Annotated in this window: 18 protein-coding genes and 1 riboswitch; of the genes, 8 read left to right on the top strand and 10 right to left on the bottom strand. The window is 69.9% G+C overall.

Features of this window, described 5'->3' with window-relative positions:
• Positions 1–98 precede the first annotated feature (98 nt).
• A complete protein-coding gene (locus AAFN46_RS07020; RefSeq protein WP_347807978.1) occupies positions 99–857 on the top strand; it encodes an NRDE family protein in 759 nt (252 codons plus the stop codon).
• Here the strand turns inward: AAFN46_RS07020 and AAFN46_RS07015 are convergent.
• On the bottom strand, positions 854–1,426 hold the full coding sequence (locus AAFN46_RS07015) for a DUF6436 domain-containing protein (RefSeq protein ID WP_347807977.1): 573 nt from the start codon (positions 1,424–1,426) through the stop codon (positions 854–856). The two genes, AAFN46_RS07020 and AAFN46_RS07015, sit on opposite strands and share 4 nt — an antisense overlap.
• A gap of 93 nt (positions 1,427–1,519) precedes the next feature.
• On the opposite strand from AAFN46_RS07015, the gene AAFN46_RS07010 reads away from it, so the two are divergent.
• Positions 1,520–2,464: an alpha/beta hydrolase gene (locus tag AAFN46_RS07010; RefSeq protein WP_347807976.1), complete on the top strand. Its 945-nt coding sequence runs from the start codon at positions 1,520–1,522 to the stop codon at positions 2,462–2,464.
• 41 nt (positions 2,465–2,505) lie between these two features.
• Here the strand turns inward: AAFN46_RS07010 and AAFN46_RS07005 are convergent, their stop codons facing one another.
• Complete coding sequence (locus AAFN46_RS07005) at positions 2,506–3,273, bottom strand: hypothetical protein (RefSeq protein WP_347807975.1); 768 nt, start codon at positions 3,271–3,273, stop codon at positions 2,506–2,508.
• A 63-nt stretch (positions 3,274–3,336) separates the two neighbouring features.
• Here AAFN46_RS07005 and AAFN46_RS07000 point away from each other — a divergent pair, with 63 nt between their 5' ends.
• The 3 genes from AAFN46_RS07000 to AAFN46_RS06990 all read left to right on the top strand — a co-directional run bounded on the left by AAFN46_RS07000 (position 3,337) and on the right by AAFN46_RS06990 (position 5,057).
• Positions 3,337–3,945 (top strand): 2OG-Fe(II) oxygenase, encoded by a 609-nt coding sequence (locus tag AAFN46_RS07000; RefSeq protein ID WP_347807974.1) that lies wholly within the window; start codon positions 3,337–3,339, stop codon positions 3,943–3,945.
• Between the two features lie 118 nt (positions 3,946–4,063).
• Positions 4,064–4,561 carry a DUF523 domain-containing protein gene (locus tag AAFN46_RS06995; RefSeq protein ID WP_347807973.1) on the top strand — a complete coding sequence of 166 codons (498 nt, stop codon included), beginning with the start codon at positions 4,064–4,066 and terminating at the stop codon, positions 4,559–4,561.
• Positions 4,562–4,622: 61 nt separating this feature from the next.
• Positions 4,623–5,057 (top strand): DUF4399 domain-containing protein, encoded by a 435-nt coding sequence (locus tag AAFN46_RS06990; RefSeq protein ID WP_347807972.1) that lies wholly within the window; start codon positions 4,623–4,625, stop codon positions 5,055–5,057.
• Here AAFN46_RS06990 and AAFN46_RS06985 read toward each other — a convergent pair.
• Positions 5,044–7,425, bottom strand: coding sequence for a penicillin acylase family protein (locus AAFN46_RS06985; protein ID WP_347807971.1), 2,382 nt, complete (start codon positions 7,423–7,425; stop codon positions 5,044–5,046). The genes AAFN46_RS06990 and AAFN46_RS06985 overlap by 14 nt on opposite strands.
• Positions 7,426–7,522: 97 nt before the next feature.
• Between AAFN46_RS06985 and AAFN46_RS06980 the strand changes: the two genes are divergently transcribed.
• Positions 7,523–8,548: an AraC family transcriptional regulator ligand-binding domain-containing protein gene (locus tag AAFN46_RS06980; RefSeq protein ID WP_347807970.1), complete on the top strand. Its 1,026-nt coding sequence runs from the start codon at positions 7,523–7,525 to the stop codon at positions 8,546–8,548.
• A 173-nt stretch (positions 8,549–8,721) separates the two neighbouring features.
• On the opposite strand, the gene AAFN46_RS06975 is transcribed toward AAFN46_RS06980, so the two are convergent.
• The 5 genes from AAFN46_RS06975 to ahcY all read right to left on the bottom strand — a co-directional run bounded on the left by AAFN46_RS06975 (position 8,722) and on the right by ahcY (position 15,395).
• Positions 8,722–10,572, bottom strand: a complete 1,851-nt coding sequence (locus AAFN46_RS06975) for a DEAD/DEAH box helicase (RefSeq protein WP_347807969.1) — start codon at positions 10,570–10,572, stop codon at positions 8,722–8,724.
• Between the two features lie 200 nt (positions 10,573–10,772).
• Complete coding sequence (locus tag AAFN46_RS06970) at positions 10,773–11,540, bottom strand: transporter substrate-binding domain-containing protein (RefSeq protein ID WP_347807968.1); 768 nt, start codon at positions 11,538–11,540, stop codon at positions 10,773–10,775.
• Between the two features lie 39 nt (positions 11,541–11,579).
• Complete coding sequence (ppnN, locus tag AAFN46_RS06965) at positions 11,580–12,956, bottom strand: nucleotide 5'-monophosphate nucleosidase PpnN (protein WP_347807967.1); 1,377 nt, start codon at positions 12,954–12,956, stop codon at positions 11,580–11,582.
• Positions 12,957–13,038: 82 nt separating this feature from the next.
• Positions 13,039–13,884 (bottom strand): methylenetetrahydrofolate reductase [NAD(P)H], encoded by an 846-nt coding sequence (gene metF, locus AAFN46_RS06960; protein ID WP_347807966.1) that lies wholly within the window; start codon positions 13,882–13,884, stop codon positions 13,039–13,041.
• Positions 13,885–13,985: 101 nt separating this feature from the next.
• Positions 13,986–15,395, bottom strand: coding sequence for an adenosylhomocysteinase (gene ahcY, locus AAFN46_RS06955; RefSeq protein ID WP_347807965.1), 1,410 nt, complete (start codon positions 15,393–15,395; stop codon positions 13,986–13,988).
• Between the two features lie 8 nt (positions 15,396–15,403).
• Positions 15,404–15,512: riboswitch (S-adenosyl-L-homocysteine riboswitch) on the bottom strand.
• Between the two features lie 263 nt (positions 15,513–15,775).
• Between ahcY and AAFN46_RS06950 the strand changes: the two genes are divergently transcribed.
• Positions 15,776–17,362, top strand: a complete 1,587-nt coding sequence (locus AAFN46_RS06950) for a methyl-accepting chemotaxis protein (RefSeq protein WP_347807964.1) — start codon at positions 15,776–15,778, stop codon at positions 17,360–17,362.
• A gap of 192 nt (positions 17,363–17,554) precedes the next feature.
• A complete protein-coding gene (locus tag AAFN46_RS06945; protein WP_347807963.1) occupies positions 17,555–18,007 on the top strand; it encodes a cytochrome c in 453 nt (150 codons plus the stop codon).
• Here the strand turns inward: AAFN46_RS06945 and ligB are convergent.
• Both ligB and AAFN46_RS06935 read right to left on the bottom strand, forming a co-directional pair.
• On the bottom strand, positions 18,004–19,677 hold the full coding sequence (gene ligB, locus AAFN46_RS06940; RefSeq protein WP_347807962.1) for an NAD-dependent DNA ligase LigB: 1,674 nt from the start codon (positions 19,675–19,677) through the stop codon (positions 18,004–18,006). The two genes, AAFN46_RS06945 and ligB, sit on opposite strands and share 4 nt — an antisense overlap.
• Before the next feature lie 71 nt (positions 19,678–19,748).
• Positions 19,749–20,306: a YbhB/YbcL family Raf kinase inhibitor-like protein gene (locus AAFN46_RS06935; protein WP_347807961.1), complete on the bottom strand. Its 558-nt coding sequence runs from the start codon at positions 20,304–20,306 to the stop codon at positions 19,749–19,751.
• Between the last annotated feature and the right edge of the window lie 15 nt (positions 20,307–20,321).

Below are 20,321 nucleotides of genomic sequence, written 5' to 3'. Positions count from 1 at the left end.
CCCCGGATCAGGCGGGCATGGTAGCGGAGCGCATTCGGGCATGGCCAGAACCGGCGAAACTTCCGTACAGTGGAGGCCCCGAGAGCCGGAGTCGCAGCATGTGCCTGATCGCCTTCGCTTGGCGCCCCAATCACCCGCAGCCGTTGGTGCTGGCGGCCAACCGCGACGAGTTCTACGACCGCCCCAGCCTGCCGCTGGGCGAGTGGCCGGACGCGCCTGGCCTGTATGCCGGGCGCGACCTGCAGGCCGGCGGCACCTGGCTGGGGGTGAGCCGCGACGGCCGTTTCGCCGCCCTGACCAATATCCGCGACCCGCGCCAGGCCCAGGGCCGACGCTCGCGCGGCGAGCTGCCGGTGGAGTTCCTGCGCGGCGCGCTGGATGCCGAGTCGTTTCTCGCCGGGCTGCTGCCGCGCCTCGACGACTACAGCGGCTTCAACCTGCTGCTCGGCGACCGCCGCCAGCTGTTCTTCCTCAATTCCGAGGAGGGTTGGGCGCGGCGCCTGCAGGCGGGCCTCTACGGCCTGTCCAACGCCCAGCTGGACACGCCCTGGCCCAAGGTGCTGCGGGCCACCGCCCATCTCGCCGGCTGCCTCGACGACCCGCGGCCGGAGCGCCTGCTGGCGCTGCTGCAGGACGACCAGCAGCCGCCGCGGGTGCTGCTGCCGGACACCGGCATAGGCGTCGACTGGGAGCTGCTGCTGGCCTCGGTGTTCATCGTCGGCCCGGGCTACGGCACCTGCGCCAGCAGCGCCCTGCTGCTGGACGCCGACGGTGGGGTGCGGCTGATGGAGCGGCGCTTCGATGCCCAAGGCCAGGCCACAGGCGACGTGGACATTCGTCTAGGCCCCCCCAGCTAGTCGCCCCGCTCCCAGTCGCAGAAGCAGCCTGCCGCCAGATTGCTCTCGGAGCGCACCGGCCGCCCGGCCAGCAGGGCCTCGAGTATGGGCTCGATGAAGCTGTTGGCCGAGGTGCATTGGGCCCCCTCGCTGTAGGGGCCGAAGTAGGCCAGGCGGCCCTGCTGGTCCCAGATCGCCACCGCCGGGCTGGCCGGCAGCCCGGCGCTGCCGCGCAGCTCTTCGAGGGGGCGCAGGGCCTGCAGGTTGGCCGGCAGGCGGCCGTGGCTGCCGGCCTTCTGCACCGCATAGAACTCGACGCCTCGCGGCGCGTAGGTGGCGAGCAGCTCGCCGAGGTGCTGCTGGTTGCCGACGTTGCACGGGCAGGCCGGGTCCCAGAAGTGCACCAGGCGGATCGGCCCGGGGCCGGCCAGCTCCGCCGGCAGGCGCAGCTCGGCGCCGGAGAACAGCTCGGTACGCGGCTCGAAGGGGCGGATGTAGCGGCTCTGGAACCACCAGTAGGCGACCAGCAGGGCGCCCAGCCAGAGCAGGGCGAGCAGGCCGGCGAGAAGGGTCTTGCGACGCGGTGACATGGACGGGCGACGGCGGGAGAAGGGCGCCTAGCTTGCCACGCCTGCGCGCACAGCTGAATATCGACTGTCCGAAAGCCCGCAGCGAAACCGCCCATGACCGCCATGCCCCAGCCCGTTCCGTTCCAGCCCGAGCGCCTGCGCGCCGCCCTCGGCCCTCTGGCCCTGGCGAGCGGACCGCTGGTCGAGGAGGCGCGCGCCTACCAGCGCTACTACGGCCTGGAGCTGGGTGTGCAGCGGCGCCTGGGGCGCTTGCACTGCGACGGCCTGGAGCTGGTGGCCCAGCTGTGGCTGCCGGCCGCGCCGCAGGCGACCCTGATCCTGGTGCACGGCTATTACGACCATATGGGGCTGTACCGCCATGTGATCGACTGGGCGCTGGGGTTGAACCTGGCGGTGCTGTCCTTCGACCTGCCGGGGCATGGCCTGTCGGCGGGGCCGCGTGCCAGCATCGACGACTTCGCCGCCTACCAGCGCGCCCTGCAGTGCCTGTTCGCCGAGGCCGCCGGCCTCGACCTGCCGCAGCCCTGGCACCTGTGCGGGCAGAGCACCGGCGCCGCCATACTGCTGGACTTGCTGCTGCTCGGTGCGCCGCGCCCGGAGCCCGGCGCCACCCTGCTGCTGGCGCCGCTGGTACGGCCGCGCGCCTGGGGCCTGTCGAAGCTCAGCTACCACCTGCTCGGGCCCTTCAGGTCGGAGCTGCCGCGGCGCTTCTCGGCCAACTCCAACGACGCCGAATTCCTCGACTTCGTCCGCCGGCGCGACCCCCTGCAGCCGCAGACCCTGCCCACGGCCTGGGTCGGCGCCCTGGCCAAGTGGATTCCGCGCATCGAGCGGGCGCCACGCAGTGCCCAGCGGCCGCTGATCGTGCAGGGCGAGGAGGACATGACGGTGGACTGGCGGCACAACCTGCGGGTGCTGCAGGACAAGTTCGACCGCCCGCAGATACTGCGCATCCCCGGCGCCCGCCATCATCTGGCCAACGAGAGCGAGGCGATCCGCCGGCAGTATTTTGCCTTCCTTAGCGAGCACCTGCGTTAGCGGGACGCCCGCCCGGCACCTGCTTGGCGCTGACGCCGAACTCAAATGCCCTGTTGCGCCGGCTGCAGTTCGGAGGCCGGCTCGCCGGCCGCCAGGGCCGCGCGCAGGGCGGCCAGGGCGGCCCGGTAGTAGGCCTGGCCGTCCGCCGACTGGGCGAAGCTGGCGAATTCCTCCAGCTCGGGATCGGACAGGTCGCGGTAGACGTGCAGCAGGATGTTGTCGATATCCGCCTCGATCTGCTGCTGCAGGCGTTCGCGCTGGCTCTGCACCAGCATCTGCGTCTGCGCGCCGCCGAACAGGCCGGGCAGCATGGAGCTGAGGCTGTCGGCGGCGACGCTGGCCAGCGCCAGGCTGACCTCGGCGCCGGCCTCGGTGGCCGGCAGGGCCTGGGCCAGATGGCGGATCAGCAGGCGCCGGGTGGCGTCCGCCGGGGTCGCGGGCAGGCCGTTGGCGTTGGCGGCCAGTTGTTCGCGCGAGGTGGCGTGGGTCTCCGCCGCGACTATCTTGCGCCCCAGCGGCGACTCGAAGAAGCGCAGGGCCGGCCGCGGGTCGCCCAGCTGCATGCGCAGCGCGGCATCGGCGCGCTGGTCCATGGCCGCCGCGGCGAAGCGCTTGTTGCTGTTGTCCACCAGGGCCTGGTACACCGCCGGCGGCAGGCTGCCGCGATAACGCTGCTGGGCGGCGCTCAGCGCCTCGCCGAAGTGCGCACGCTGCAGCGGCCAGCCGGCGCTCTGGTAGAGGCGGGCATGGTCGTCGGCGAAGACGGTGAGGCTGCACAGCAGCATGAGGGTGGCAAGCACGGCACGCATGAAAAACTCCTGTCTGGCGCGGCTATTGTAGGGGCCCGCAGGCGGCGCTGGTAGAATCGGCGCATGACCGATACCTCCCTGCAGCGGCGCCTGCCGCAGATCATCGACGAACTGGCCACGCGCGGCTGGGCGCGGCTGGACGACTTTCTGCCACTGCCTCTGACCCGCGAACTGGCCGAGGAGTGCCGCAAGCGCGCGCAGACGGGCGCCCTGAGCCCGGCCGGGGTCGGCCGGGGCCAGGCCCTGGCGGTGCGCGAGGGCATTCGCGGCGACCGCATCCAGTGGCTGGAGGCGGGCCAGGACGCGGCCTGCGACCGCTATCTGGCGGCCATGGACGAGCTGCGCCAGGCGCTCAACCGCGCCTTCTACCTGGGGCTGGAGGACTACGAGAGCCACTTCGCCCTTTATCCGCCGGGCGCCTTCTACCGCAAGCATGTGGACCGCTTTCGCGACGACGACCGGCGCACGGTATCGGCGGTGTTCTACCTCAACGACGACTGGCGGGCCGAGCAGGGTGGCGTCCTGCGCCTCTACCCGCGCGATGGCGGCGAGCTGGACGTGCTGCCGGCGGCCGGCACCCTGGTGCTGTTCATGTCCGCCGAGCTGCCCCACGAAGTGTTGCCGGCGACGCGCGAGCGCCTGTCGTTGACCGGCTGGTTCAGACGGCGCTGATGGTTATCCCTTGTGCGCCCCTGCCCGCAGGGCGGGTGAGGGTGGCTCTGCAGCCCCTCACCCCGGCCCTCTCCCACAGGGAGAGGGGGACACTGTGCTTCGCCCCTCAGGAGGAGTGATGGAAAAACTGCTGGTCAGCCGCTGCCTGCTCGGCCACAAGGTGCGCTACGACGGCGGCGCTCACGGGCCTTTCGATTTGCTCCAGCAGTGGCAGGACGAGGGCCGCATCGTTGCCCTGTGCCCGGAGGTGGCCGGTGGCCTGCCCACCCCGCGGCCGCCGGCGGAGATTCCCGGTGGCCAGGGCGGCGGCGTGCTGGATGGCCGCCTGCCGGTGTTGACCGACGGCGGCGAGGACGTCACCGCCGCCTTCGTCGCCGGTGCCGAGACCGCCCTGCGCCTGGTGCGCCAGCATGGCCTGCGCGTCGCCGTGCTCAAGGCGCGCAGCCCGTCCTGCGGCAACAGCCATACCTACGACGGCAGCTTCGGCGGCGTGCTGGTCGCGGGCGAGGGCGTCACCGCCGCGCTGCTCGCCCGTCACGGGGTGCAGGTGTTCAACGAGAGCCAGCTGGCCGAGGCCGCCGCCGAGCTGGCGCGCCTGGAGCGGGGCGACGGCTGACCGGGCGAGTCGCGCGAGATCGCCTAAGGTCAGTGCTGGACCCTAACGCGAGGAACCTGCCATGAGTCCTGTTGCGCGACTCCTCGGGCTTGCCGCCCTGCTCTGCGCCCTGTCGCCCGCGGCCCTGGCCGACTCACATCGGCAACCGGCGCCGGCGCAGGCTCGGGTGTACTTCATCGAGCCGCTCGACGGCGCCAGCGTGGCGCAGACCTTCACCGTCAAGTTCGGCCTCAAGGGCATGGGCGTGGCGCCGGCCGGCGTCGACATGCCCGACACCGGTCACCACCACCTGCTGGTCGACGTCGAAACCCTGCCCCCGCTCGATGCGCCGCTGCCGGCCACCGAGCAGATCCGCCACTTCGGCAAGGGCCAGACCGAGACTCAGCTGACCCTGACGCCGGGCAGCCATACCCTGCAGCTGCTGATCGGCGACAAGCAGCATATGCCGCACGCAGAGCCGGTGATCTCCGAGAAGATCAGCATCACCGTGCAGTAGCGGGCACCAGCAGCAGTTCGCTGCGGGTGTTGGCGGCCACGTCGTCCTCGGCCAGATGCATGGGCAGGTAGTCGCCGCGCATATAGACCTCGGCCTGGTCGGCGTAGTGCGCATCGAACAGCACGCCGCTCTGGCCGACCGGGTTGATGCCCAGCGCCCGCTGCGGCGCGGCCAGATCGATCAGGCGCCGCGTCGAGGGGCCGTAGACCACCTCCCAGGGCGCCGGGCCGACCCGATGCGACAGGTTGTTGGGCGTCTCGTGACCGCCCGGCGCGGCGAATGGGCCGACGTTGAACAGCCGGTCCAGCGGCTTCTGCAGGCCCAACGGGTGGCTGTGGCTGAGGCGGTGCGTCTGGCCCCACTGCCACTGCGCCGGATCGGCGCCGAACTGCTCGCGCAGGTGGGCCAGGGTCTGCTGCCAGGCCGCCTCGACCACCTCGGCGCGGCTCTCGCGCGCCTCGCTGCCGCGCACGTCCCACCAGGGCGAGTCGGCGTCGGCGGCCAGGCGCGGCAGGGCGCTGTCCAGCGCGCGGGTGAGGAGCAGGTTGTCGAAGAAGGCATCGCCCAGCTCGTCGTGCAGGGCGCCGCGGGCCAACTGGTAGAGAAACTGGTTGAACAGGCTGGCGGCGACCGAGTCCAGGCGGTGGTCGCCGTCCCAGGCCGCCAGGCGTTCGACCAGCGCGCGCTCGGCGGCGTCGCCTGCGGCCGCGCGCAGCTCCGCCAGCAGCGGCGCCAGCAGGCGCGGGGCGTAGCCGCTGCCGTTGTCCAGTTGCAGGGCCTGGCTGTTGCTCAGGCCCCACTTCACCGCCGGGTCGCGCAGGCGCTGGTCCAGGCGCCGGGCGCGATCGGCCAGGTTGTAGTAGCCCGGCACCTCGACGCCGTTCTGCGGCTGGTGGTTGGCCGAGAGGATGTAGCCACGCGGCGGGTTCTCCTCCTGCGGGTTGGCGGCGAAGGGGTGGAAGCCGGGCTTGTCCGCCTCGTCGCTGGCGCCATCGAGGATAAAGGCGGGATTCACCCCCGCCGGGCGTCGCGGCAGCTTGGCCGCCGCCCACCAGGCGATGTCGCCGGCGGCGTTGGCCCACACCAGGTTGAGGCCGGGCGCGTGGATCTGCGCGGCGGCGGCGCGGGCCTTGTCCAGGCTGTCGGCGCGGTTGAGCCGGTAGAAGGCCTCGAGGATCGGATTGTCGGTTTCCAGGAAGGCCCACCACAGGGCGATCGGCGTCTTGCCGGCGGCCTGCGCCACGGCGTCGTTGACTATGGGGCCGTGCGGCGAGCGGCGCAGGGTCAGGTGCACGTCGGCGCCGTCCTTGACCCGGATGACGGTCTCGCTGCGCTGCAGATCGACCCAGCCGCCCCGGTACCAGACCTGTTCGGGGTTGTCCGGGTTGGGTCGTTCGGCGACCAGGTCGAGGTCGTCGTTCTGCAGCATGGTCAGGCTCCAGGCGAAGTCGCGATTGAAGCCCAGCGAGGCGGTCGGGTTGAGCGCCTGGAAATGGCCGTAGAGGTCGAAGCCGGGCGCGCTCAGCTGCGCCTCGTACCATACCGCCGGCACGGCGAAGCGGATATGCGGGTCGCCGGCCAGCAGCGGCTTGCCGCTGACGGTGCGGCTGCCGGAGATGGCCCAGGCGTTGCTGCCCTCGAACTGCGGCAGGCCGGCCTGGCGGAAGGCCTCGTGACTGACCCGGGCCAGCGCGTCGAGGTCCTGCCAGTCGCTGTCGGCCAGTGGTGCGGCGATGACGCCCTGCGGGTGCCAGTCCAGATCGAAGATTTCCAGGTAGTCGGCGCCCAGCCGATCGCGCACCCGGGTCAGCACCGGCTCGGTGCGCAGGGCGGCGGCGAAGCTGTAGGCCATATAGCCGGCCACGGCCAGGGTGTCCTCGGCGCGGAAGTCGCGGCTGGGAATGCCCAGCAGGTCGAACTCCAGCGGCTTCGGCCGGCTGGCCTGGTAGGCGTTGATGCCGTCCAGGTAGGCTTGCAGGGCCTGCCAGGCCGGGCCGCTGCGCTCGGCCCGGCGCACATGCTCGCGGGCGTGCTCGGCCAGGCGCAGGGTGCGGAACAGACGGTCGCTGTCGACCAGCCTGGCGCCCAGCACCTCGGCCAGCTCGCCGTTGGCCAGGCGCCGCAGCATCTCCATCTGGAACAGGCGGTCCTGGGCCTGCACATAGCCCAGGGCGCGGTACAGGTCGGCCTCGTTCTGCGCGCGGATATGCGGCACGCCGCGCTCGTCGTAGCGCACGCTGACCTCGGCGCTCAGGCCGGGCAGCGCGAGACTGCCGTCGCGGCGTGGCTGCTTGCCGTCCAGGTACCAGAAGCCGCCGGCCGCGGCGCCCAGCAGGGCGACGGCGAGCAGGGAAAGACTGCGTTTCATGCTGCGTTCCGTTCTTGTCGTTGTGGCGCCGATTGTGCGCAGCCGTGGCGAGTGTCACATTGACCCAAAAATCGCCAGCGGCAAATATCTGGTCACCATGATCCCACCCCTCGACCTGCCCCTGACCCACTCTTCCACATTGCGCCTGCTGCTGTACGAGGCGCTGGCTGCGCTCGGATTCGAGCCGGGGGAGATCTACCGGAGCGCCTTCCGCGATATTCCCTTAGGGCCGCCGAGCAGCGAGGCACGCGAGCCTCACGACCTGGCACCGCCGTTCTGGCAGGCGCTACCGCGCCTGACCGGAGACCCCGATATCGGTCTGCACCTGGGCGAACTCATGCAGCCAAGGCCGCTGGACGTGGTCAGCTACCTGCAATTGGCCAGCCGCGATCTGCGCGAGGCGCTGGAGGTGTTCGTGCGCTACCAGCACATCGTCTCCGGCGGTTTTGCCGCGGCGTTGCAGGTGGAGGGCGAGCGGGCTCGTCTGGTGATTGACCTCAACTATCTAGGCCATGGCTCGCTGCGCCAGCAGATGGAATGTCTGGCGGTGCTGTTTGGCAAGCACCTGGCGCAGCTCTGCGGTCAGCCCGTGCCGCTGCTCGGGCTGAGCCTGCGGCATGCCGCGCCACGGCGACTGCAAGAGCATCGCCGGCTGTTCGGTTTGACCCCGCGCTTCGAGGCCGAGCACGATGCCCTGGAGTTTTCGGTCGCCTGGCTGAGCAGGCCGTCGCGCAATGCGGCGCCGGGCATCTTCGCGGTGCTGCGCCGACATGCCGACGAGCAGTTGGCCGAGCTGGCGGGTAACTCGTTGATCAATCGCGTGCGCTACTGGCAGGCCAGTCGGCTGGGCCAGGGGGTGTGCGATCTGGGTGGTTGCGCCGAAGCCCTTGGCTTGCCGCGCGCGGTTCTGCAGAGGGCTCTGCTGGTGCATGGCACGGGTTTTCGACCGCTGCTGGAGGAGCTGCGTCGGCAGCGCTCGCAGACGTTGCTGCACCAGGGTTGCAGCATCCGTGACGTGGCCAGGGCATGCGGCTTCGCCGAGCTGTCGCCCTTCTACCGGGCTTTTCGCCGTTGGTGGGGCTGCACGCCACAGCAGTGGCTGAGGCTGCAGTGCCGAATGTAGCGGGGGCGGGGGAGTTGCACATGCAGCCTAGGGCTGATCGAAACGCCCTCAGGCGGGAAAGGAGGCCGGCGTAGGTCAGTGCAAGCGCATGGGAAAGTCGCATAAAAAATCCGATGCCCGAAACAGGCATCGGATTCTGTGTGGACTGCCAGGCGTCAGGACCTGTGGCCCGCTTACTTGCGGGTCAGCAGCGCCGGCTTCTCGCCGCGCGGGCGGCTTTCCTGCAGGCTCTCCAGCTGCTCCAGGGTCGGCAGGCGCTCACCCTTGCGGATGATCAGCGGCTGCTTGGTCGCGCGGTTGTCCTGTACCGCCGGTTCCTGGCGCTCGTAGCGCGGCTCGTCGCGACGGCCACCGCCGTTGCTGCGCTGGCCCTGGCCACCGCGATTGCGGTTCTGCCCTTGCCCCTGGCGCTGGCCGCCCTGACCCTGCTTCTGGCCGCCTTGGCCACCTTGGCGTTGACCCTGGCCACCCTGGCGCTGGCCGCCGCCCTGGCTGCGGCCCTGAGCGCCCTGGCCCTGACCGCCACGACGCTGGTTGCGCCCCGCTGCCTTGGGTGGGTTGGGGCTGACGTAGTCGGCGCGGTTGCCGAAGTTGTCGTAGTCGTCGTCGAGGAACTCCTCGGGGTCACGCTCCGGTGGCAGCTCCAGCGGCGAGGCCGGCTTGCGCGCCTGGCGCGGCTGGTTCTGTTGCGGCTGCTGGCCGGCTTCGGCCTGGCCCTTGCCCTTGCCACGGCGACGCTTGCGCTTCTTGCCCTGGCCCTCGCCGGCTTCGCCGTCGGCCTTGGGCTCGTGCTTGGCCTCGTGCTTGGGCTTGTCGGCGCGCGGCTGGCGCTCCGGACGCGGCGGCCGCGCCTCGGGTTTCTCCACCTCGACGCTGGCCGGGTCGAAGCCCTGCATGTCGCCAGCGGGAATCTGCTGTTTGGTCATGCGCTCGATCGACTTGAGCAGCTTCTCCTCGTCCGGCGCCACCAGCGAGATGGCCTCGCCGCTACGGCCGGCGCGACCGGTACGGCCGATGCGGTGGACGTAGTCTTCCTCGACGTTGGGCAACTCGTAGTTGACCACGTGCGGCAGTTGGTCGATGTCCAGGCCGCGGGCGGCAATATCGGTGGCCACCAGGATGCGCACCTCGCCCGCCTTGAAGTCGGCCAGGGCCTTGGTGCGCGCGTTCTGGCTCTTGTTGCCGTGGATCGCCGCGGCCGGCAGGCCGTGCTTGCACAGGTATTCGGCCAGGCGGTTGGCGCCGTGCTTGGTGCGGGTGAACACCAGCACCTGTTCCCAGGCGCCGAGGGTGATCAGGTGTGCCAGCAGGGCCCGCTTGTGTGTGGCCGGGATGCGGAATACGCGCTGCTCGATGCGCTCGACCGTGGTATTCGGCGGCGTCACCTCGATGCGCTCGGGGTCGCGCAACAGCTTGTTGGCCAGGGCGATGATGTCCTTGGAGAAGGTCGCCGAGAACAGCAGGTTCTGGCGCTGCGCCGGCAGCCTGGCCAGTACTTTCTTAACGTCGTGGATAAAGCCCATGTCGAGCATGCGGTCGGCTTCGTCGAGGACCAGGATCTCCACGCGGGACAGATCGACGCTGCCCTGGCCGGCCAGGTCGAGCAGGCGGCCCGGGCAGGCCACCAGCAGGTCGACGCCCTTGGCCAGGGCCTGCACCTGCGGGTTCATGCCGACGCCGCCGAAGATGCAGGCGCTGACCAGCGGCAGGTCGCGGGCGTAGACCTTGAAGCTGTCGTGTACCTGTGCCGCCAGCTCGCGGGTCGGTGTCAGTACCAGCACGCGCGGCTGGCGCGGGCCGTGGCGGTGCTCGCGGTCCGGATGGCCGCCGGGGAACAGGCGCTCCAGGATCGGCAGGGCGAAGCCTGCGGTTTTACCAGTACCCGTCTGGGCGGCGACCATCAGGTCGCGACCTTGCAGCACGGCGGGAACGGCCCGCTGCTGCACCGGAGTGGGCTGGGCGTAGCCGGCGGCCTCAACGGCACCGGCCAATGCCTCGGAGAGACCGAGGGAAACAAAGGACATGAGTCATCCTGTCAAAAGTGGGGCGAAGGCCCGATGGGGAAGTAGCCTGGCTTGAATCGCTCTCGCTGAACGATCCCGTCCGGTACTGCTGGGCGATGGCTTGCCGAGCATCCGGGCGCAAGCCTGGCGGGTTTCCGGAGTATAACAGAGCAATATGGTGTGGCCGCTAGCTACCCGTCGGCCGATTTTCGTGGCCTGGGTCAATCCTTCGCGGCCTTTGGCGCATCGGCCGGCTCGGCGTAGCGCGCCTGCAGCCGGGCGTAGGCCTGCTCCTGCTTGAAGCGGCGCAGCTCCAGGGCGAAACGCCCGGCCAACTCGGCCATCTCGGGCGTGCGGCGCAGGGCCAGGTACAGGCGGTCCTCGCCGACCACCTTGGGGTTGTAGCCGAGCTGGCTGCCCAGGCCCATCCGCGCGGCCAGGTAGAGGCCGGCGCGGCGGTCGTTGAGTACCAGGTCGACGCGCTGGCGCACCAGCTTGCCCAGGTTGGCCTCGTGGCTCGGCGCTTCCTCGCGGCTGAACAGCTGCGAGTCGCGGAAGGCCTGGTCGTTGTACCAGTAGCCGGGCGAGGTGCCGATCAGCAGGTCGCGCAGGTCTTCCAGTTTGCGATAGGGGTAGGGCCTGTTGCTGGCGAAGAACAGGACGAACTCCACCTGCGACAGCGGCTCCTCGACGAACAGCATGTGCGCCTCGCGCTGCGGCGTGCGAAAGATATCGAGGATGCCGTCGGCCTGGCCCTGTTCCAGGGCCAGCAGGCAGCGCTTCCAGGGCAGGAACTGCCACTGTGCCTCGACGCCCAGGCGGCGCAGCACCTCGACGCTTATTTCGTAGTCGAGCCCGCTCGGCTGGCCGTTGTCCTGATAGACGTAGGGCGCCCAGGCCTCGGTGACCAGGCGCAGCGGCTCCGCCCGCGCCGCGAGGGCGAGGCCGCAGAGCAAGGCGGCGATAATCTGGCGCTGGAATAGTGGCATTGCGCCAGATTAGCGGCTTTGCCCCCGGCGCAAAAGGTCCTAGCCGACCACCCGATAGCAGGGCACGTAGGCACTGCCGCCCGGCAGCTTCATGCGGTGCTGCTCGACGAAGGCCTGCAGCAGCCGGTCCAGCGGGCGCATGATGTCGGGATCGCCCTTGAGCTCGTAGGGACCGTGCTCCTCGATCAGGCGGATGCCGTGGGCCTTGACGTTGCCGGCGACTATGCCGGAGAAGGCGCGGCGCAGGTTGGCCGCCAGCTCATGCAGCGGCTGCTCGCGGGTCAGGTTGAGCGCGGCCATGTTGGCGTGGGTGGCCTCGAAGGGGCGCTGGAAGCCCTCGTCGATCTTCAGCAGCCAGTTGAAGTGGAAGGCGTCGTTGCGCTCGCGGCGGTACTGCTCCACTTCCTGCATGCCGGTGGCCATCTGCCGGGCCACCTCGGCCGGGTTGTTGACTACCACCCGATAGCGCTGCTGGGCGGCCTCGCCGAGGGTGGCGCCGATGAACTCGTGCAGCAGCTGCAGGTAGGGCGAGGCGCTCTTCGGCCCGGTCAGCACCACCGGGAAGGGCAGGCCGGCATTGTCCGGGTGGGTGAGGATGCCGAGCAGGTAGAGGAATTCCTCCGCCGTGCCGACGCCGCCGGGGAAGATGATGATGCCGTGGCCGACGCGGACGAAGGCCTCCAGGCGCTTCTCGATATCCGGCAGTATCACCAGCTCGTTGACGATCGGGTTGGGCGCCTCGGCGGCGATGATGCCCGGCTCGGTCAGCCCCAGGTAGCGGGCGCCGCTGATGCGCTGCTTGGCGTGGGCGATGGTGGCGCCCTTCATCGGCCCCTTCATCACGCCGGGGCCGCAGCCGGTGCAGACGTCCAGGCGGCGCAGGCCGAGCTCGTGGCCGACGCGCTTGGTGTACTTGTACTCCTCGCTGCTGATCGAGTGGCCGCCCCAACACACCACCATCTTCGGCTCGACGCCGCTACGCAGGGTGCGGGCGTTGCGCAGCAGGTGGAAGACGTAGTCGGTGATGCCTTCGGAGCTGTCCAGGTCGATGCGCTGGTTTTCCAGTTCGCTCTGGGTGTAGACGATGTCGCGCAGGGCGCTGAACAGCATCTCGCGGGTGCTGGCGATCATCTCGCCGTCGACGAAGGCGTCGGCCGGGGCGTTGCGCAGTTCCAGGCGGATGCCGCGGTCCTGCTGGTGGATGATCACCTCGAAGTCCGGATAGGCCTCGAGAATGGTCTTGGCGTTGTCGCTGTGCGAGCCGGTGTTGAGGATCGCCAGGGCACACTGGCGGAACAGGGCGTAGACATTGCCCGAGCCGGTCTCGCGCAGCTGTTGCACTTCGCGCTGGGAGAGGGTTTCCAGGCTGCCCTTGGGGCTCACCGAGGCGTTGATCTTGTTGCGCGCCAGAGTCATCGGGCTTCCTTGTCTGTCGCATGCCGGGGCGATGCGGTGGGCGGTTGTCGCGGCGGCGGGCCGCCGCGCTCCGGGGAACGCCTCAGCGCGGCAGCTTGAGGTTGTTCCAGATGGCCAGGCTCGGCTCGGCCTGGTTCAGGGTGTAGAAATGCAGACCCGGCGCGCCGCCTTCGAGCAGGCGCTCGCACATCTCGGTCACCACCTGCTCGCCGAAGGCCTGGATGCTCTCCAGGTCGTCGCCGTAGGCTTCCAGCTGCTTGCGCAGCCAGCGCGGAATCTCGGCGCCGCAGGCGTCGGAGAAGCGCGCCAGCTTGCTGTAGTTGGTGATCGGCATGATGCCCGGCACGATCGGTAGTTCCACGCCCAGCTTGCGCACGCGCTCGACGAAGTAGAAGTAGCAGTCGGCGCTGAAGAAGTACTGGGTGATGGCGCTGTTGGCGCCGGCCTGGCACTTGCGCACGAAGTTCTTCAGATCGTCCTCGTAGTTGCGCGCCTGCGGGTGTACTTCCGGGTAGGCCGCCACTTCGATGTGAAAGTGGTCGCCGGTCTCGGCGCGGATGAACTCGACCAGTTCGTTGGCGTAGCGCAGCTCGCCGCTGGCCATGCCCATGCCCGACGGCAGGTCGCCACGCAGGGCGACGATGCGCCGGATGCCGGAGTTCTTGTACTGGCTGAGCAGGCTGCGCAGCTCGTCCTTGCCGTCGCCGACGCAGGACAGGTGTGGCGCGGTCGGCACTTTGATCTCGCCGTCCAGCTGCAGCACGGTGTTCATGGTGCGGTCGCGGGTCGAGCCGCCGGCACCGTAGGTGCAGGAGAAGAAGTCCGGGTTGTAGCCGGCCAGCTGACGCGCGACGTTCAGCAGTTTTTCATGCCCGGCTTCGGTCTTGGTGGGGAAGAACTCGAAGCTGTAGCGACGTTCTTGGCTCATGGAGAAGGTTCCCTTCTCAGCCTCAAGCCTCAAGCCTCAAGCTGCAAGTGGGGCGCTGGGCTCCTGCTTGTCGCTTGTGGCTTGTGGCTTGTGGCTGCTGGTTAGTAACGGTAGCTGTCCGGCTTGAACGGGCCTTCCACGGTCACGCCGATGTACTCGGCCTGCTTGGCGGTCAGCTGGGTGACCACGCCGCCGAAGCCCTTGACCATCTCCAGCGCCACTTCCTCGTCCAGCTTCTTCGGCAGCACCTCCACGGTCAGGCGCTCGGCCTTCTTCTCGGCGGGGAGCTCGGCGAACTTCTGCTCGAACAGGAAGATCTGCGCCAGCACCTGGTTGGCGAAGGAGCCGTCCATGATCCGGCTCGGGTGGCCGGTGGCGTTGCCCAGGTTCACCAGGCGGCCTTCGGCCAGCAGGATCAGGTAGTCGTCGTTGCGCGGATCGAATTGGCCTGGGCCGGTGCGGTGGATCTTGTGCACCTGCGGCTTGACCTCTTCCCAGGCCCAGTTCTTGCGCATGAAGGCCGTATCGATTTCATTGTCGAAGTGGCCGATGTTGCACACCACGGCGCGGGCCTTGAGGGCCTTGAGCATGTTGGCGTCGCACACGTTGACGTTGCCGGTGGTGGTGACGATCAGGTCGATCTTGCCCAGCAGGTCGCGGTCGATGCAGGCCTCGCTGCCGTCGTTGACGCCGTTCTTGTACGGCGAGACGACTTCGAAGCCGTCCATGCAGGCCTGCATGGCGCAGATCGGGTCGACCTCGGAGACCTTGACGATCATGCCTTCCTGGCGCAGCGACTGGGCCGAGCCCTTGCCCACGTCGCCGTAGCCGACCACCAGGGCCTGCTTGCCGGACAGCAGGTGGTCGACGCCGCGCTTGATGGCGTCGTTGAGGCTGTGGCGGCAGCCGTACTTGTTGTCGTTCTTGCTCTTGGTCACCGAGTCGTTGACGTTGATCGCCGGGACTTTCAGGGTGCCGGCCTTGAGCATGTCGAGCAGGCGGTGCACGCCGGTGGTGGTTTCCTCGGTGATGCCGTGGATCTTGTCCAGCATGGCCGGGTAGCGCTCGTGGATGATCTGGGTCAGGTCGCCGCCGTCGTCGAGGATCATGTTGGCGTCCCACGGCTTGCCGTCCTTGAGGATGGTCTGCTCGATGCACCACTCGTACTCGGCCTCGGTCTCGCCCTTCCAGGCGAACACCGGGATGCCGGCGGCGGCGATGGCGGCGGCGGCCTGGTCCTGGGTCGAGAAGATGTTGCAGCTGGACCAGCGCACTTCGGCACCCAGGGCGATCAGGGTCTCGATCAGCACGCCGGTCTGGATGGTCATGTGGATGCAGCCGATGATCTTGGCGCCGCGCAAAGGCTGGCTGGCGGCGTACTTGCGACGCAGGCCCATCAGGGCCGGCATCTCGGACTCGGCGATGATCAGTTCCTTGCGGCCCCAGTCGGCCAGGGAAATGTCGGCGACCTTGTAATCGGTAAAGGCAGCGCTCATGCGAAAGCTCTCCATTCGTTGTCTGCGAATGGGCGCCGTTGATGCGTTCGGATAAACGCCCCGGGCGAGCCTGACAGGAGCGGGTCTGATGCGCGTCAGATCCTGGAGCCTGCTGCAGCGCCCCTCGACCGGGAGGCGGGCACGGCCGGGCTGAGCCGGCCGTGTGAAACCCGGCGATTATAGCCAGCCTGCTGCGTCAACCCAAGGTCTTCCGTCGTGCCGACTGAGCGCCTCGATGGTGCGCTCGCATCGCCTTGGTGCGCGCCGTGCACCGCTTCTGCACTCCCGGCCGCTGTGGAGGACGTTTCGTCCGCTCTGGCGGCGCGGCTGGCGGAGACGGACTAGTGTTCTCGTCGATGGCGGACTGGCCATCGATTCCAGCCGGGAGGGAGACCATGTTCGCGACCCGAGTGTTCGACCAGCTGCTGCGGGCCATCGGCCTGCGTACCCTCAATCAACAGTTCCTGTTCTCTTACGCACTGATGTTCATCTTCGCGGTCACGGCCTCGGTGGCGTTGTACCTGAGCATGTCGGTCTCGCCGGAGACCATCAATGTGGCCGGCGCCCAGCGCATGCTCAGCCAGAAGATGACCAAGGAGGCGCTGCTGTTGCGCCAGGGCGCCCTCGAGCGCAAGGCACTGGACACCACCATCGGCCAGTTCGACCAGGCCCACCACGACTTACTGGCCGGCAACCGCGCGCGCAACATCAGCGTGATCGAGACGCCGGCGATTCAGGCGCAGATGGCCAGGGTCGGTCAGCTGTGGGGCACCTTCCGTCCGCGTCTGGAGCAGGCCGCAGCTGGCGGCGAGACCGACCTGGCGGCCTTGGAGGCGGCCTCGGTGACCCTGCTCAAGGAGATGAATCAGGCTGTCGGGCTGATGGCCGCGCACGCCGAGAGTTCCCAGCGCCGTCAGATGTGGCTGGCTTTTGCCTGTGTGCTGGCCATCCTGGTCCTGGTGGTGCTCGGTCGGCAGTTCGGCCTCAGTCCGCTGATGCGCGATCTGCACGCGGTGGAGATGGCCCTGACCCGGGTCGGTGGCGGCGACTTCACCGGCGCTCTTCGCGGTGGCCAGGTGGATAACGAGATCGGCCGCATCTTCGCCGGCTACAACCGCATGCAGGAACAGGTGCGTGCCTTGCTGGCGCAGGTCAAGGACAGCGGCGAGTGCACCCGTGGCCACGTCGACCGAGCCGCAGGGGCCGCAGGGGCCGCGGGCGAAGGAGTGCGGCAACAGCACGAGGACCTGGATCAGGTGGCCACGGCGATGAACGAGATGAGTGCCACGGTGGCCGAGGTGGCCCGCCATGCGGCCGGCGCCGCCGATTCGGCTCGCGGCGCCGACGGCTATGCCCGTAGCGGGCAGCAGGTGGTGCGGCGCAGCGCCGAGCTGATCGAGGCCCTGGCCGGGCAACTGCAGCACAGCGGCATCCAGGTGCAGGCGCTGGAGGCGGAGACCGCCGGGGTCGGCAAGGTGCTGGAGGTGATCACCGGGATCGCCGAACAGACCAATCTGCTGGCGCTGAATGCGGCTATCGAGGCGGCGCGGGCCGGCGAGGCCGGACGCGGCTTCGCCGTGGTCGCCGACGAGGTGCGTACCCTGGCCAGCCGTACCCAGCAGTCCACCGGCGAGATTCAGGCGATCATCCAGCGCCTGCAGGAAGGTGCGCGCCAGGCGGTACAGGCCATGCAGGAGAGCGCCGGCATGGCGCGGGAGAATCAGGCGCATATCGGCGAGGCCACGACGGTGCTGGAGCACATAGTCGGCGCGGTGGACAGCATCAATGCGATGAATGCGCAGATCGCCACCGCTGCCGAGCAGCAGAGCCAGGTGGCGGCCGAGATCGACCAACGCATCGTGCACATCTCCAGCCTGGCCGAGCGCAGCCATGGCGATGCCGACCGGGTGGTGGCTGTCAGTGCGGAGATCCAGGCCGAGGTGCGCAGGCTCAACGAGCAACTGGATCGTTTCCGGACCTGAGGCCGGCGTCGAACGCATGGCGTGCCCGCAGCAGGCGCTGGGAGGGCGATGACGCTGCACAGGCCCATGGCGTGAGGTCATGGGATGCCTCATGTGGCGGGGCCAGACCGGAGCACCTGCGACAGCCTGGCGCTTGGCGGCCGGGCGCGGACTGGCAATACTGTCGCCCCCTTTCGCCCCTATTGGCCGTAGATGATGAAGTCGAAACTGCTGCTTGGCCTGCTGGCCTGTGCCCTGGTGGCCGCTTGTGAGCGGGTCGATCCGGACTCGCCGCTGGGCAAGCGCCAGGCACTGTTCAAGGACATGCTGCGCACCAGCGAGGACCTAGGCGGCATGCTGCGCGGCCGGCTGGCCTTCGACGAGCGGCGGTTCGCCGAGGGCGCGGCCCGCCTCGACGAGCTGTCGCGTCAGCCCTGGCAGCACTTCCCGCAGGCGCGCGAGGCCGGCGCCGACAGCCAGGCGCGCGACGAGGTGTGGCAGCGCCAGGAGCGTTTCCAGCAGCTGGCGCGCGAACTGGAGGCGGCCACCGCCGAGTTGCGCACGGCGGCCCAGGTCAGCCCGCTGCAGGCGCGGGCGCTGACTGCGCCGGTGGCCCGGGTCGAGGCGGCCTGCGAGGGTTGCCACGAAGAGTTCCGCATCTACTAGAAACCCTCGACAGCGGCGGCCCGTAGTCGCTCGCGCAGCTTCAGCACCTCGGGGTGGCGGAAGAAGGCGGCCAGCTGTGCGGCGCGGGTCGGCCCGACGCCGGCATAGGCATCCCAGTCGGCCGCATCGCGTGCCGCCAGCTCGTCCCAGTTGCCGGCGAGCGGCGCCGAACCGCTGGGCGGCAGGCCCAGGGCGCGCAACCATTGGGCGAAGGGCCGCTGCCGGGCGCTGGCGAGACTCTGGTGCAGGGCGGCGGCGCTGCGTTGCCCCAGTCCCGGTCGAGCGGCCAGCTCGCTCTCCTGCAGCTCCAGCCAGTCCAGCAGGCCCTGCGGCCGTAGCTTGCTCCAGGTGCCGCTGCCGACGCCGGGCAGGGCCAGGCCACGCTTGCCGCTCAGCCAGGCGAGGCGGGCGGCGAACTGGCTCTCGCAGCCGGGTGTCGGATGCCAGCAGCTGAGCGTGTGGTAGTGCGCCGGATCGGGTGGCTGCAGGGCGCCGCGCTGTTGGCCGCGCCAGGCGACGGCCTCCAGGCGCGGGATGGTCAGGCCGGCCAGGGTGACCGTCACCTGGTCGCCGGGGCGGATGTCCAGGCTCCGCCAGCGCTGCAGCGAGCCGAGGCCGACCCGGCGCAGCGTGCGGCCGTCCAGCTCCACCGGCTGCAGCTGCAGCAACGGAGTGATGCGGCCCGTGCGGCCGATCTGGAACTGCACCGCGCGCACCTCGGCGAGCGCCCGGCGCGGCGAGTATTTCCAGGCGGCCGCCCAGTTCGGTGGTTCGGCGAGCCAGTGGGTGCCCGGCGGGCGCCGGCCCTGGCGCAGCACCACGCCGTCGCTGGCGAATGGCAGCGCTTCGTGATACCAGCGTTGGCGCCAGCGCCGCGCCTCTTCCGGCGAGCGTAGCGGCAGGGTCAGCTCGACACTGTCGGCGAAACCAAGCTCGCGCAGGCCCTGCAGGCGCTCGGCCATGCCGGCCGGACCATTGGGCCAGTCCCAGACGAACAGGCCGATCTGCGCCGCCCGCGCCGCATCCAGTCGGCCGCGGGCCATGGCGCCCGCGGCCTTGCCGCGCAGCCCGTCGCTGCCGTCGCGCGCCTGTACATGGCCGGGCGCGCGCCAGTACAGCTCGCCCTGCAAGATCAGCTCGTCGCGGCGCGCGAGGCGTTGGGGGATGGCCTGGATCAGGCGGGCGCGGGCGGTCCAGTCCCGGCCGCTGCGCCCGTCGCCGCGGCTGATCGCCTGCTGCAGCCGGCCATCGCGGTAGACCAGGGTGACCGCCACGCCATCGACCTTGGGCTGGATCCACAGCTCTTCGCGGGCGGCCATCCAGGCGCGCACGGCGGCCTCGTCGCGCAGCTTGAACAGGCCGGTCTGCGGCACCGGGGAGGGGAGCGGTCCGCCGGCGGCGAGCAGCGGTGAGTCGTCCGCTGCGCTCGCTACGCTCGCCAGCGCGGGAAAACAGCCACGCCATTGGGCGAGGCGTTCGCGGCTCTGGTCGTAGAGCTCGTCGGCGACCAGGGCCCGGCCCTCGACGTGGTAGGCCCGTTCCCACTCGGCCAGGCGCCGCTCGAGGGCGCCGATCTCGCCGCTGGCCCGCTCGGCCGGCCAGTCTGGGCAGGGTGCGGCCTGCAGGGTGCAGGCGTATAGCAGCAGGAGTGGGGCGGCGCGCGGTGACATGGCGAGCGTCCTTGCTCGGGGGGATAGGCTAGAGCTTAGCCGCTCCCCCTGAGCAACGACTGCCCGCAGGGTTACTGGGCCGGACGCGCGTAGCTGGCGGTGAGGCTGGCCTTGCCCAGGCTGTTGGCGTTGAGCAGGTAGCCGACCAGCGCCGGCATGGCCTTCTCGTCCAGGTCCAGGCGCGGCACTTTCAGCGCATGCACGGTGAAGACGTAGCGGTGCGGCTTGTCGCCCGCCGGCGGGCAGGCGCCGCCGAAGCTGGTCTGGCCATAGTCGTTCAGGCTCTGCACGGCGCCCGCCGGCAGCGCGGCGCCGCCCGTCTGCCCGGCGCTGGCGGGCAGGCTCCGGCTATCCGCCGGCAGATTGAACAGCACCCAGTGCCACCAGCCTGAGCCGGTCGGCGCGTCGGGGTCGTAGACGGTGATGGCGAAGCTCCGGGTGCCCTGCGGGGCGTCCTTCCAGGCCAGCGCCGGGGCGCGGTTGCCGCCGTCGCAGCCGAAGCCCTGGAATTCCTGCGCGCGGCCCAAGGGCTGACCGTCGGCGATGTCCGGGCTGCTCAGCTCGAAGGCCTGGGCGCCGGCGCTCAGCCAAAGGCCGCACAGCGGCAGGGCGAATCGGGAAATCTTCATGGGTGCCTCCTCGTG

It is taken from the genome of Pseudomonas sp. CAU 1711 (genome assembly GCF_039888625.1).
Taxonomy (GTDB): Bacteria; Pseudomonadota; Gammaproteobacteria; order Pseudomonadales; family Pseudomonadaceae; genus Aquipseudomonas.
This window is presented reverse-complemented; position numbering and strand designations above follow the sequence as displayed.

Coding starts and splice junctions, on each gene's coding strand:
- AAFN46_RS07020 (WP_347807978.1), top strand. CDS start 99: ATGTGCCTGATCGCCTTCGCTTGGCGCCCCAATCACCCGCAGCCGTTG.
- AAFN46_RS07015 (WP_347807977.1), bottom strand. CDS start 1,426: ATGTCACCGCGTCGCAAGACCCTTCTCGCCGGCCTGCTCGCCCTGCTC.
- AAFN46_RS07010 (WP_347807976.1), top strand. CDS start 1,520: ATGACCGCCATGCCCCAGCCCGTTCCGTTCCAGCCCGAGCGCCTGCGC.
- AAFN46_RS07005 (WP_347807975.1), bottom strand. CDS start 3,273: ATGCGTGCCGTGCTTGCCACCCTCATGCTGCTGTGCAGCCTCACCGTC.
- AAFN46_RS07000 (WP_347807974.1), top strand. CDS start 3,337: ATGACCGATACCTCCCTGCAGCGGCGCCTGCCGCAGATCATCGACGAA.
- AAFN46_RS06995 (WP_347807973.1), top strand. CDS start 4,064: ATGGAAAAACTGCTGGTCAGCCGCTGCCTGCTCGGCCACAAGGTGCGC.
- AAFN46_RS06990 (WP_347807972.1), top strand. CDS start 4,623: ATGAGTCCTGTTGCGCGACTCCTCGGGCTTGCCGCCCTGCTCTGCGCC.
- AAFN46_RS06985 (WP_347807971.1), bottom strand. CDS start 7,425: ATGAAACGCAGTCTTTCCCTGCTCGCCGTCGCCCTGCTGGGCGCCGCG.
- AAFN46_RS06980 (WP_347807970.1), top strand. CDS start 7,523: ATGATCCCACCCCTCGACCTGCCCCTGACCCACTCTTCCACATTGCGC.
- AAFN46_RS06975 (WP_347807969.1), bottom strand. CDS start 10,572: ATGTCCTTTGTTTCCCTCGGTCTCTCCGAGGCATTGGCCGGTGCCGTT.
- AAFN46_RS06970 (WP_347807968.1), bottom strand. CDS start 11,540: ATGCCACTATTCCAGCGCCAGATTATCGCCGCCTTGCTCTGCGGCCTC.
- ppnN (WP_347807967.1), bottom strand. CDS start 12,956: ATGACTCTGGCGCGCAACAAGATCAACGCCTCGGTGAGCCCCAAGGGC.
- metF (WP_347807966.1), bottom strand. CDS start 13,884: ATGAGCCAAGAACGTCGCTACAGCTTCGAGTTCTTCCCCACCAAGACC.
- ahcY (WP_347807965.1), bottom strand. CDS start 15,395: ATGGAGAGCTTTCGCATGAGCGCTGCCTTTACCGATTACAAGGTCGCC.
- AAFN46_RS06950 (WP_347807964.1), top strand. CDS start 15,776: ATGTTCGCGACCCGAGTGTTCGACCAGCTGCTGCGGGCCATCGGCCTG.
- AAFN46_RS06945 (WP_347807963.1), top strand. CDS start 17,555: ATGATGAAGTCGAAACTGCTGCTTGGCCTGCTGGCCTGTGCCCTGGTG.
- ligB (WP_347807962.1), bottom strand. CDS start 19,677: ATGTCACCGCGCGCCGCCCCACTCCTGCTGCTATACGCCTGCACCCTG.
- AAFN46_RS06935 (WP_347807961.1), bottom strand. CDS start 20,306: ATGAAGATTTCCCGATTCGCCCTGCCGCTGTGCGGCCTTTGGCTGAGC.